The 11,688-nt window shown below is 63.7% G+C and carries 13 protein-coding genes; 11 read left to right on the top strand and 2 right to left on the bottom strand.

Annotation, left to right across the window (positions count from 1 at the left end; genetic code table 11):
* Nucleotides 1–5: 5 nt before the first annotated feature.
* Nucleotides 6–1,502, bottom strand: coding sequence for a sigma-54-dependent transcriptional regulator (locus tag ABID58_RS08420; RefSeq protein WP_354032295.1), 1,497 nt, complete (start codon nucleotides 1,500–1,502; stop codon nucleotides 6–8).
* A gap of 127 nt (nucleotides 1,503–1,629) precedes the next feature.
* Between ABID58_RS08420 and ABID58_RS08415 the strand changes: the two genes are divergently transcribed.
* The 11 genes from ABID58_RS08415 (at nucleotide 1,630) to ABID58_RS08365 (ending at nucleotide 11,001) form a co-directional block, all read left to right on the top strand.
* Nucleotides 1,630–3,567 carry a M3 family oligoendopeptidase gene (locus tag ABID58_RS08415; RefSeq protein WP_354032294.1) on the top strand — a complete coding sequence of 646 codons (1,938 nt, stop codon included), beginning with the start codon at nucleotides 1,630–1,632 and terminating at the stop codon, nucleotides 3,565–3,567.
* A 119-nt stretch (nucleotides 3,568–3,686) separates the two neighbouring features.
* A complete protein-coding gene (locus ABID58_RS08410) occupies nucleotides 3,687–3,911 on the top strand; it encodes an AbrB/MazE/SpoVT family DNA-binding domain-containing protein (protein ID WP_354032293.1) in 225 nt (74 codons plus the stop codon).
* Nucleotides 3,911–4,306, top strand: coding sequence for a type II toxin-antitoxin system death-on-curing family toxin (locus tag ABID58_RS08405; RefSeq protein ID WP_354032292.1), 396 nt, complete (start codon nucleotides 3,911–3,913; stop codon nucleotides 4,304–4,306). Before ABID58_RS08410 ends, ABID58_RS08405 begins: the two co-directional genes overlap by 1 nt.
* Nucleotides 4,307–4,403: 97 nt before the next feature.
* Nucleotides 4,404–4,556 carry an aa3-type cytochrome c oxidase subunit IV gene (locus ABID58_RS08400; protein WP_008136857.1) on the top strand — a complete coding sequence of 51 codons (153 nt, stop codon included), beginning with the start codon at nucleotides 4,404–4,406 and terminating at the stop codon, nucleotides 4,554–4,556.
* 137 nt (nucleotides 4,557–4,693) lie between these two features.
* The gene (locus tag ABID58_RS08395) at nucleotides 4,694–5,824 is read left to right on the top strand and encodes a Re/Si-specific NAD(P)(+) transhydrogenase subunit alpha (protein ID WP_354032291.1); all 1,131 of its coding nucleotides are present in this window, start codon (nucleotides 4,694–4,696) and stop codon (nucleotides 5,822–5,824) included.
* 21 nt (nucleotides 5,825–5,845) lie between these two features.
* Nucleotides 5,846–6,163: a proton-translocating transhydrogenase family protein gene (locus tag ABID58_RS08390; protein WP_063981116.1), complete on the top strand. Its 318-nt coding sequence runs from the start codon at nucleotides 5,846–5,848 to the stop codon at nucleotides 6,161–6,163.
* A gap of 39 nt (nucleotides 6,164–6,202) precedes the next feature.
* Nucleotides 6,203–7,603: an NAD(P)(+) transhydrogenase (Re/Si-specific) subunit beta gene (locus tag ABID58_RS08385; protein ID WP_148753978.1), complete on the top strand. Its 1,401-nt coding sequence runs from the start codon at nucleotides 6,203–6,205 to the stop codon at nucleotides 7,601–7,603.
* A gap of 20 nt (nucleotides 7,604–7,623) precedes the next feature.
* Nucleotides 7,624–8,424 carry an alpha/beta hydrolase gene (locus ABID58_RS08380; RefSeq protein ID WP_354032290.1) on the top strand — a complete coding sequence of 267 codons (801 nt, stop codon included), beginning with the start codon at nucleotides 7,624–7,626 and terminating at the stop codon, nucleotides 8,422–8,424.
* 63 nt (nucleotides 8,425–8,487) lie between these two features.
* Complete coding sequence (locus tag ABID58_RS08375; protein WP_354032289.1) at nucleotides 8,488–9,585, top strand: calcium:cation antiporter; 1,098 nt, start codon at nucleotides 8,488–8,490, stop codon at nucleotides 9,583–9,585.
* A gap of 23 nt (nucleotides 9,586–9,608) precedes the next feature.
* A complete protein-coding gene (locus tag ABID58_RS08370; RefSeq protein ID WP_148753975.1) occupies nucleotides 9,609–9,914 on the top strand; it encodes a cupin domain-containing protein in 306 nt (101 codons plus the stop codon).
* A gap of 82 nt (nucleotides 9,915–9,996) precedes the next feature.
* The gene (locus ABID58_RS08365) at nucleotides 9,997–11,001 is read left to right on the top strand and encodes a hypothetical protein (protein WP_354032288.1); all 1,005 of its coding nucleotides are present in this window, start codon (nucleotides 9,997–9,999) and stop codon (nucleotides 10,999–11,001) included.
* A gap of 13 nt (nucleotides 11,002–11,014) precedes the next feature.
* Here the strand turns inward: ABID58_RS08365 and ABID58_RS08360 are convergent, their stop codons facing one another.
* The gene (locus tag ABID58_RS08360; RefSeq protein WP_354032287.1) at nucleotides 11,015–11,665 is read right to left on the bottom strand and encodes a tetratricopeptide repeat protein; all 651 of its coding nucleotides are present in this window, start codon (nucleotides 11,663–11,665) and stop codon (nucleotides 11,015–11,017) included.
* Between the last annotated feature and the right edge of the window lie 23 nt (nucleotides 11,666–11,688).

Here is an 11,688-nt window from a genome sequence, read left to right as displayed (position 1 = left end):
GAGGTTCAGTGCGTCTCCTCGCCGCTTTTTCCGCCATGGCCGGGAACCCCGGCTTCGTCGAGTTTGCGGTAGAGCGTGGACCTGCCGATTTTGAGACGACGCGCCACCTCGGACATCTGTCCGCGGTAGTGCGAGATCGCGAAGCGGATGATCTCGTTCTCCATGTCCTCCAATGGTCGGACATCGCCGGTGGGGGTCAACATCGAGAGAGACCCCGCCAGCGGCAGCGGCACGATCGGTATTTCATTACCCGAGACCAGCGAGGGCGCTGCGGTCGGCTCGATCATCAGCGGCGCGGTCGGAATTTCCGTTGCGGTGGGCGGATGCGAGGCTAGCAACGGGAAATCGTCGAGACCGAGCTGGTCGCTCTCGCTCATCACCACCGCGCGGTAGACCGCATTTTCGAGCTGGCGGATGTTGCCAGGCCAGTCGAGCTGGGCGAGATGCGCCATGGCCTCGCCGCTAACGCCGGAGATGGGGCGGTTCTCCTCGGCGGCAAAGCGCGCCAGGAAATGCCGCAGCAGATGCGGGATGTCCTCGCGCCGGGCCCTGAGTGAAGGGATCGTCAGCGGCAGCACATGCAGGCGGTAGAACAAATCCTCCCGGAAATGTCCCTGCTTCACCCGGTCCAGAAGCTTGCGATTGGTCGCGGAGATGATGCGGACGTCGACCTTCACGGGCTTGCGGCCGCCGACCGCCTCGACTGCGCCTTCCTGCAGTGCGCGGAGCAATTTGACCTGTGCGGTCAGCGGCAGCTCGCTGACCTCGTCCAGGAACAGCGTGCCGCCATGGGCCTCGAGGAATTTGCCGGTATGCCGCTCGGTCGCGCCGGTGAACGCGCCCTTCTCGTGGCCGAACAGGATGGACTCGACGAGGTTGTCGGGGATCGCGCCGCAATTGACTGCGACGAACGGCTTTGCCTTGCGCTCGCCGCTGCCGTGAATGGCGCGTGCGAACATCTCCTTGCCGACGCCGGACTCGCCTTCGATCAGCACCGGGATCGAGGAGTTCGCCGCCTTCTGGGCCGCGCGCATCACGCTCGCCATCGCTTCGGCGCGCGTGATGATGTCGGAGAAGGTCAGCCGGCCCTCGCGGCTGTGACGGATGCGTTGCAATTCGCCCTTGAGTGCGGAGGCGTTGAGCGCGTTGCGCAACGAGACCTGAAGCCGCTCGAGGCCGACGGGCTTGACCACGAAATCGGCAGCGCCGGCGCGCATCGCCGAGATCACGTTGTCAATGCCGCCATGGGCGGTCTGCACGACGACAGGGACGCTGAGGCCCGCCTCGCGGATTTTCGCCAGTACGCCCATGCCATCGAGGCCGGGCATGACGAGATCGAGGATCACGGCGTCGATAACGGGTGCATCGGGCGCGGTGAGGGCTGCGATCGCGGCGTCGCCGGACTCGACGACGATCGTCTCATAGCCGCATTTCTGCACCATGTTCTCGACCAGACGGCGGGCCACGGCGTCGTCGTCGGCGATCAAAATACTGGCAGCCATGGTGCTCCCCGCACGCTACTACTATCTGTCTCGAATCGGGTCACTCTGGCCGAAGCCGATTAACGCACTCTTAAACCTTGATGCCCTCGCCCGCCGCAGCGTTTGTTGAACACAGGTTTCCCACACAATGACTTCGCGCTCCAAGACCGCCCTTAACAAGACCGCCCTTAGCAAGACCGCTCTTAAAAAGACTGCTCTTCGCAAACCAGCCACCAAGCAATCCGCTGCCAAGAAATCTGCCGTCAAGGCAAAGCCCTCCAAATCTTCGCCCGCAAAGTCTGCGGGCAAGACCGGCAAGCTTCCGGAGTGGAACCTTGCCGATCTCTATTCCGGGATCGATGCGCCGGAAGTGGCGCGCGATCTCGAAACGATGGATGCCGATTGCGTCGCCTTCGAGACGGACTACAAAGGCAAGCTCGCAACAGGCACAGCAAACGAAGATGGCGGAAAATGGCTCGCGGAAGCCGTGCGACGCTATGAGGCGATCGACGATCTCGCCGGCCGTCTCGGCTCCTATGCCGGCCTCGTCCACGCCGGCGACAGCGTGGACCCTGCGATTTCAAAGTTTTACGGCGACGTTTCCGAGCGGCTGACGGCGGCATCGACGCATCTTCTGTTCTTCGCGCTCGAGCTCAACCGCGTCGATGACGATATTTTGAACCGCGCGATGCAAGCCGCCGAGCTCGCGCACTACCGTCCGTGGATCGAGGATCTGCGCAAGGAGAAGCCGTATCAGCTCGACGACAAGCTCGAGCAGCTCTTCCTCGAGAAGGCGCAAACCGGCTATTCGGCCTTCAACCGGCTGTTCGACCAGACCATCTCCAGCCTGCGCTTCAAGGTCGGGCCCAAGGAGCTCGCGATCGAGCCGACGCTGAACCTCCTGCAGGACCGCGACGGTGCCAAGCGCAAGGCGGCGGCGGAAGCGCTTGCGAAAACCTTCAAGGCCAATGAGCGCACATTCGCGCTGATCACCAACACGCTCACCAAGGACAAGGACATCTCCGACCGCTGGCGCGGCTTCAAGGATGTCGCGGACTCCCGCCACTTGAACAACCGCGTCGAGCGCGAGGTGGTGGATGCGCTGGTCGCCTCGGTCCGCGCGGCCTATCCAAAACTGTCGCATCGCTACTACGCGCTGAAGGCGAAGTGGTTCGGCAAGAAGCGACTGGCTTATTGGGACCGCAACGCGCCGCTGCCGTTCGCCGCGACCGATACCATCGGCTGGCCCGATGCGCGCAACATGGTGCTGTCGGCCTATCGCGGCTTCTCGCCAAAAATGGCCGATATCGCCGAGCGCTTCTTCACCGACCGCTGGATCGACGCGCCGGTGCGCCCGGGCAAGGCGCCGGGCGCGTTCTCGCATCCGACCACGCCGTCGGCACACCCTTACGTGCTGATGAACTACCAGGGCAAGCCGCGCGACGTGATGACGCTCGCCCACGAGCTCGGCCACGGCGTGCACCAGGTGCTGGCGGCGAAGAACGGCGCGCTGATGGCGCCGACGCCGCTGACACTGGCCGAGACCGCCAGCGTGTTTGGCGAGATGCTGACCTTCCGGCGGCTGCTGGCGCAGACCAAGAGCGCAAAGCAGCGCCAGGCGCTGCTCGCCGGCAAGGTCGAGGACATGATCAATACTGTGGTGCGGCAAATCGCGTTCTATTCGTTCGAGCGCGCGGTCCACACCGAGCGCAAGAACGGCGAACTCACGGCGACGCGGCTCGGCGAGCTCTGGCTATCGGTGCAGGGCGAGAGCCTGGGGCCGGCGATCGAGATCAAGGCGGGCTACGAGAACTATTGGATGTACATCCCGCACTTCATTCACTCGCCGTTCTATGTCTACGCCTATGCCTTCGGCGACTGCCTCGTGAACTCGCTCTATGCCGTTTACGAGAACGCGGCCGAAGGTTTTGCCGAGCGCTATCTCGACATGCTCGCCGCCGGCGGCACCAAGCACTACTCCGAGCTGCTGCGCCCGTTCGGGCTCGACGCCAAGGACCCGAAGTTCTGGGACGGCGGGCTTTCGGTCATCGCCGGGATGATCGACGAGCTGGAGGCAATGGGCTGAGGCGGCGGAACGCCGTTTTTGCGGATGAATCGATGTAAAACATCCGTTGAACTGCCATCCGATCTGTGTTATACATATGTACAACGCAGATCATTGGATGACCGTTCGGTGGGTGGGCCATGAAGATTGAGATCAAGAAGATTGGCAATTCGGATGGTGTGCTGCTGCCGCGTGAGTTGATGCAGCGGCTCGATCTCAAGCGCGGACAGCAATTGCACATCGTGGAATTGCCGGGCGGCGGCTTTCAGGCGCTGCCATACGATCCTGACTTCGAGCGGACGATGGAGATCGCCGACGAGATCATGGACAAGTACCGCGACACGCTTGCCACGCTCGCGAAGTAATGAGCGAGCCCCAAGAGCCGCTCTGGGTCACGTACGAGCAGGCTATCGCAATTCACAGCCGGCAACTGCGTCGTTTTGGCGGTGCGCCGGGACTGCGTGATGAGGGCATGCTGCGCTCGGCGTTGGAGCGGCCCATCAACAAATGGGGCTATGAGAAGGCGCCGCTTGATGAGATCGCTGCCGCCTACGCATTCGGCCTCGCGAAAAATCATGCATTCGTCGATGGAAACAAGCGCATCGCCTTCATGGCGATGATGGTCTTCCTTCACAAGAATGGAGTGGCCTTCGGTCCCGATCCAGCGCAAGCGACGACCATCATCCTCTCCCTCGCCGCCGGCGAGGTCAGCGAGCAGAGTCTTGCGCGCTGGATCCGCGACAATCTGGATTCCAAATGACCTGATTTGCGGGAAAACCGCTCTTCCGTGCCGTTGCCCTGCCCGATTGTTTGCGCTATTGCCAGCCTTGAATTCGACTTTCGACTGGGGACGATCCATGGCTGACCATAGCGAAGTGGCCTACACCACGGCCGACGGCAACGACTATGTTGCCCACGAGCAGACCTATGAGGGCTTCATCAAGCTGGTGAAGTACGGCACGGCTTCGGTCGCGCTCATCGTCATCCTGATGGCGATCTTCCTGACCTGATCCACCGCCTGCCGCATCGCCAGCGTTGCCGGTGCCCATAAAATTTGCATCCAAGCCGGTCCCAAAACCGGTATCCAACGTTGCGGGAGTAACGCTAAGTTTGCGCGCGCGCTTTTTCACGCGTCGCCGGAGGGCCTATGAAGATCGCCGTTGCCAAGGAAATCGATCCGTCGGAGCCGCGTGTTGCCGCTTCGCCTGATACGGTGAAGAAGTTTAAGGCGCTAGGCGCCGAGATCGCCGTCGAGCCGGGCGCCGGCCTCAAATCGGGCCTGCCGGATTCCGAGTTCACCGCCGTGGGCGCCACGGTCAGCGCCGATGCGCTTGTTGACGCCGACATCATCATCAAGGTGAAGCGCCCCGAGGCGTCCGAGCTTTCGCAGTACAAGCGCGGCGCGCTCGTCATCGCCATCATGGATCCCTATGGCAACGAGGCCGCGCTGAAGACGATCGCCGATGCCGGCGTGTCCGCTTTCGCGATGGAATTGATGCCGCGCATCACCCGCGCGCAGGTGATGGACGTGCTGTCGTCGCAGGCCAACCTCGCCGGCTACCGCGCCGTGATCGAGGGCGCCGAGGCCTTCGGCCGCGCCTTCCCGATGATGATGACCGCCGCCGGCACCGTGCCTGCTGCCAAGGTGTTCGTGATGGGCGTCGGCGTCGCCGGTCTCCAGGCGATCGCGACCGCGCGCCGTCTCGGCGCCATCGTCACGGCCACCGACGTGCGGCCCGCGACCAAGGAGCAGGTCGAATCGCTCGGCGCAAAATTCCTCGCCGTCGAGGACGAGGAGTTCAAGAACGCACAGACCGCCGGCGGCTATGCCAAGGAAATGTCGAAAGAGTACCAGGCCAAGCAGGCCGCACTGACCGCCGAGCACATCAAGAAGCAGGACATCGTCATCACCACCGCCCTGATCCCGGGCCGGCCCGCGCCGAGGCTCGTCTCGGCCGAGATGGTCAAGTCGATGAAACCGGGTTCGGTGCTGGTCGATCTCGCCGTCGAGCGCGGCGGCAATGTCGAAGGTGCCAAGGCCGGCGAGGTCGTCGACCTCGATGGCATCAAGATCGTCGGCTACACCAACGTCGCCGGGCGCGTGGCGGCGTCCGCTTCCAGTCTCTATGCGCGAAATTTGTTCAATTTCATCGAAACCATGGTCGACAAGGGTAGCAAGGCCCTGGCCGTGAACTGGGACGACGAGCTCGTCAAGGCCACCGCGCTGACCAAGGACGGCGCCGTGATCCACCCGAACTTCCAGCCCAAATCATCTTAATCGGGTTTAAGGAGAGCCGCCATGGAGCATGTTGCACAGGTCGTCGACCCCTTCGTCTTCCGGCTGTCGATTTTCGTCCTCGCCGTCTTCGTCGGCTATTTCGTGGTGTGGTCGGTGACACCGGCGCTGCACACGCCGCTGATGAGCGTGACCAATGCGATCTCCTCGGTGATCGTGGTCGGCGCGCTGCTTGCCGGCGGCGTCGCCAACGTATCGAGCGGTTCGGGCTGGGCGCGCGCCTTCGGCTTCGTCGCGCTGATCTTTGCCTGCATCAACATCTTCGGCGGCTTCCTTGTCACCCAGCGCATGCTGGCGATGTACAAGAAGAAGTCGAAGTAAGCGGCCACCTCGGGCTGATGGGATCAATGGGGACCTGAGATGAGCGCTAACCTCTCTGCATTTTTGTATCTCGTGGCGGGAGTGCTGTTCATCCTGTCGCTGCGCGGGCTGTCGAGCCCCGCTTCGTCGCGCCAGGGCAATCTGTTCGGCATGATCGGCATGGCGATCGCGGTCGCCACCACGCTGGCCAACCATCCGCCCGCGGACGGTCTCGCCTGGGTACTCGTCATCGTCGGCATCGCCATCGGTGGTGCGATCGGCGCGGTGATCGCGCGTCGCGTGCCGATGACGTCGATGCCGGAACTGGTCGCAGCCTTCCACTCGCTGGTCGGCATGGCGGCGGTGCTGGTCGCCGCCGGCGCATTCTACGCGCCCGAGGCCTTCGACATCGGCACGCCCGGCAACATCCATGCGCAGAGCCTGGTCGAAATGTCGCTCGGCGTCGCCATCGGTGCGCTGACCTTCACCGGCTCGGTGATCGCGTTCCTGAAGCTGTCCGCGCGTATGAGCGGCGCCCCGATCATCCTGCCGTTCCGCCACATCATCAACATCGCGCTCGCCGCGGCGCTGGTGTTCTTCATCGTCGGTCTGGTCTTAACCGGCAGCGCGTTCGACTTCTGGATGATCGTCATCCTGGCGCTGGCGCTCGGCGTGCTCATGATCATCCCGATTGGCGGCGCCGACATGCCGGTCGTGATCTCGATGCTGAACTCCTACTCGGGCTGGGCCGCGGCCGGCATCGGCTTCACGCTGGGCAACTCCGCGCTGATCATCACCGGCGCGCTTGTGGGTTCCTCCGGCGCGATCCTGTCCTACATCATGTGCCACGCGATGAACCGCTCCTTCATCTCGGTCATCCTTGGTGGTTTTGGCGGCGAGACGGCAGCCGCTGGTGGCGGTGGCTCGGGCGAGCAGAAGCCCGCCAAGCTCGGCTCGGCGGATGACGCGGCCTTCATCATGAAGAACGCGCAGAAGGTCATCATCGTGCCCGGCTATGGCATGGCGGTGGCGCAGGCCCAGCATGCGCTGCGGGAAATGGGCGACATCCTGAAGAAGGAAGGCGTTGAGGTGAAGTACGCCATTCATCCCGTCGCGGGCCGCATGCCCGGCCACATGAACGTGCTGCTGGCCGAGGCCAACGTGCCCTATGACGAGGTGTTCGAGCTCGAGGACATCAACTCCGAATTCGCGCAGGCCGATATCGCCTTCGTGATCGGCGCCAACGACGTCACCAACCCGGCGGCCGAAGAGGACAAGACCTCGCCGATCTACGGCATGCCCGTGCTCCAGGTCTGGAAGGCCGGCACGGTGATGTTCATCAAGCGGTCACTGGCGTCGGGTTATGCCGGTATCGACAATCCGCTGTTCTACCGCGACAACACCATGATGCTGCTCGGCGACGCCAAGAAGGTTACCGAGAACATCGTCAAGGCGATGTAAGCCGGAGAGCCGGCGCAGCGATGACAGTCCTGAAATGGATCGCCATCGTCGTTGCCGCCGGCTATCTCGCAGGTCTCGTCCTGCTCTACGTGAAGCAGCGCGACATGCTGTTTCCGATCGCGACGACCGAGCGCAAGGCGCCGGCCGCTGCGGGGCTTCCGGAGGCTGAGGAGCACGTTCTTACCACATCCGACGGCGAGAAGGTCATCGTCTGGCACGCGCCGGCCAGGTCTGGCCGTCGCGTGGTGCTGTTCTTTCCCGGCAACGGCGATTTCCTCGCCGGACGCGTCAGCCGCTTCAAGGGCATCATTGCCGACGGCACCGGTCTCGTCGCGCTGTCCTATCGCGGTTATGCCGGCTCGACCGGCGCGCCGAGCGAGCAGGGCCTGCTGCGGGACGCCGCGGCCGCCTATGCCTTTGCGACAGAGCGCTATGACGCAGCGCGGATCGTGGCGTGGGGGTTCTCGCTCGGGACCGGCGTTGCGGTCGCAATCGCATCTGAGCATCCAGTCGGCAAATTGATCCTGGAGGCGCCCTACACCTCGACGGTCGACATCGCCGCGCCGCTGTTTCGCTTCATCCCGGTTCGTCTCCTGATGCGCGATCAGTTTCACTCCGATGAGCGCATCGCACGCGTCGCGGTGCCGCTTCTGATCATGCATGGCACCAGCGATCAGGTGATTCCCATCAGATTCGGAGAGCAATTGTTTGCGCTCGCCCGCGGCCCCAAGCAGCTGGTGCGGTTTCCCGGCGGGGGACACGAAAATCTCGATGATTTCGGGGCGTTGGAAACGGCGCGGCAATTCGTCAACGGCGGTTGAGGGCTGACGCGCGCGATCTTCTCGCGCATACTCTGCCCCCAATTGCTTGAAGGAATTGTTGGCATGAGCGCACACGGACCGATGCCGCGGTCGTCCTGGATCTTCCCCGCCCTCGCGGTGCTGCTATTCCTGATCGTCACCGCCACCGGCTACGGCTTCACCCTGACGGCCGGCGGCGGCCTGTTCGCGATCGTCCTGCTGGTGATCCTGTTCGGCACCGTGTTCGCGGCCGTGCATCATTCCGAGGTGATCGCCGAGCGGATCGGCGAGCCGTTCGGCACGCTGCTGCTCACGCTCGCGGTCACCATCATCGAGGTCGCGCTGATCACCACCATCATGCTGGGCGACAAGCCGGCGCCGGAGCTTGCGCGCGACACCGTCTTCGCGGTGGTGATGATCGTCTGCAACGGCCTCGTCGGCCTCTGCGTCTTCATCGGCGGACTTCGCTACCGCGAGCAGGGCTTTCAGGTCTCCGGCGCCAACGTCTATCTCAGTGGGCTGATTGCACTGGCGACCATCACACTGGTCATGCCCAATTACACGCTCACGACGCCCGGCCCGGTCTATTCGGCGCTTCAGCTCGGCTTTGTCGATGTCGTCACGATCGTGCTGTATGGCGTGTTTCTCTATACCCAGACCGTCCTGCACAAGGACTACTTCGTTCACGAGCGGGTGGACGGCGAGAGCGGGACCGCCCATCTGTCGGGCAAGATGCTGGCCCTCAGCATCGCGCTGCTGCTGATCTCGCTGCTGGCCGTCGTTCTCCTCGCCAAGAAGTTTTCGCTGGTGGTGGACGCCGTCGCCGACAGGATCGGCGCGCCGCCGGCGTTTGCGGGCCTTCTGGTCGCGCTTCTGATCTTGATGCCGGAGGGCGTCTCCGCGATCGCCGCGGCCCGCAAGAACGACCTCCAGAAGAGCATTAACCTGGCGCTCGGTTCTTCGCTGGCCACGATCGGCCTGACCATCCCGGCGGTCGGGATCGCCACCTACGCGCTCGACAAGCAACTCGTGCTGGGCTTGAACCCCGCGAACACGGCGCTGCTGTTCCTGACATTCCTGTTGAGCATGCTGACCTTCGGCACCGGCAGGACCAATGTCCTGTTCGGGCTGGTCCATATGGTGGTATTTGCGGTCTACGTGTTCATGGTTTTCGTACCCTGACCCGATTCCCCAGGAGGGTTCCGATGCTTGCCGCCAAGTCCGAGGCCAAGTCCGAGGTTCAGGTCGACAATGACGAGGTCCGGGTGACCGAATGGCGGCTTGCCCCTGGCAGTGCGACCGGGCATCACACCCACGGAATGGACTACGTGATCGTTCCCGTCGTGGCCGGCGAAATGACCATCGTGGCGCCCAATGGGGAGCGCTCCAAGGCGCAGCTTGCGGCCGGAAAATCCTATTTCCGCAAGGCCGGCGTCCAACACGACGTGCTTAACGAAACCGCAACCGAGATCGTGTTTCTTGAGATTGAGCTGAAGCCAAGGTACGCGTAACCTTTGCCATCGATCCGTCGCAGTTGATCCCTTACAATGCCCCAAAGTTCCCGCATCAGATCGCGCGGGGAGTGGCCGAGAAATGTTGAAATACCTCGCTAAAATTTCGATGGATATTTTCCCCTCGGTGCTCGCGACGATCATCGGGGCCTACATCGTCAATCATTACATCAACGCCAGGCCGGCGGCGGATACGCCAGCCTCGGTGATGGCGCCTGCCGATGCCGGCAAGAGCGGCAAACCCGCCGATGTGGCCAACCTCCCGGCCCCCGGCGTCAAGGCCAAGGGCGTCTCCGAGAAGAGCATTTCCGACAAGGGCGCGTCGGACAAGCCGGCGGCAGAGAAGCCTGCCGAGACCAAACCTGCCGAGTCCAAGGCTGCGGACGTGGCGCCCGGCGAGACCGCTTCGCACAGCCGTACCGCGGCCCATGAGAAGGCAGTGGCCAAGTCCACCCCGGCTGCGCCGACCGCCGCGCCGGTGGTCGAGGCCAATTCGGCGCCGGCTGCGGCTTCCCCGGCAGCGACTCCCGATGCCAACGATCTGGCACGGGCCGCCATCGAGCGCCTGCGCAAGTCGCCTGAGGGCAAGGCTGCTGAGAAGGCCGCAGAGGCCAAATCTTCCGAAATCAAGCCCGTCGAGGCCAGGTCTTCTGAAACCAGGTCTTCTGAAACCAAGTCTTCTGAAACCAAGGCTTCTGAAACCAAGGCGACCGAGAGGACGCCAGAGCCTGCCGTCCAGGAAGCCTCCCGCACGCCGGAAGCGCCCCGCGTTGTGACTGCGGTGCCGTCGATGGTGCGCCCGTTGCCGCCGCCGATCAATGTGTCGACGCCGTCACCTGAGGCCTATGGCAATGGCGGCGCGTCGCAGGCGAATCCCTCTTACACGGCCTCGGTCGGCAATGACGACCCGAATCGGCTGACGCCGCCGGCCGATATTCCGGTCCCGATGATCGCGCCGCCGCTCGATCTGCGCGCCGATGCCGGCGCGACCACGCCACGGCCGAAGACCAATGTCGCCGACGAAATGCTCTCGGGCATGAAGTCGATGTTCCACGCCGTTCTGCCGAAGAGCGCCACGCCCGATTAGCTCCAAGAGACCGTCAGCCGCCGACGCGGGCCAAGCCGCTGCGAGCGGCGTCATCGTGTGGGCGCAGGCTGACTGCCTTGTTGTAGGACGTCGCCGCCTTGGTCTTGTCGCCTAGCCGTTCATAGGCCTGCCCCCGAATCGTCCAGACCTGGGCGTTGTGCGGATCGGCCTCGGAGGCCTCGTCGAGATCGGCCGCCGCCTCCTTGACCTTGCCGATGGCAAGATAGCTGACGGCGCGGCCGAGCAGCGGTTCGGCCTTCTGCGGATTGAGCCCACTTGCGGCACCGAAATCGGCGATCGCGAAGTCGTGCTCATTGTTGCTCTGATAGAGCAGGGCGCGGCCATAAAGGGCCTGGGCATTGTAGGGATCGAGTGCGACCGCGCGATTGAACTCGTCGAGCGCTGCCTGCGTCTCGCCCGACTTGGCCAGTGCCTGGGCTTTTGTCGTGTGGGTCTGGGCTTCGGTGACGTTGGCGGCGCTGACTGCGCTATCCGGGGTGGCCGCCGCCGTGGGCGCTTCCTGTGGCTTGTCCTTCTCGGGCATCAGCGAGCCCAGGTCGAAGGAGCAGCCGCATAATGCGATCCCCACCAAGGTCAGCGCAAGCGGCTGGCGCCAGATCCGGCGCAACCGCGCCAAGCCGGGCTCGGGGAAAGGGGAGGCCATCTACGGTTCGCTCGCGCTGGTGC

Origin of the sequence: Bradyrhizobium sp. S3.2.6 (assembly GCF_040546885.1) — a bacterium.
In the GTDB taxonomy this organism is placed as follows: domain Bacteria; phylum Pseudomonadota; class Alphaproteobacteria; order Rhizobiales; family Xanthobacteraceae; genus Bradyrhizobium; species Bradyrhizobium cytisi.
The sequence above is the reverse complement of the archived record's forward strand: the minus strand, read 5'-3'. Positions and strand labels throughout refer to the sequence as shown.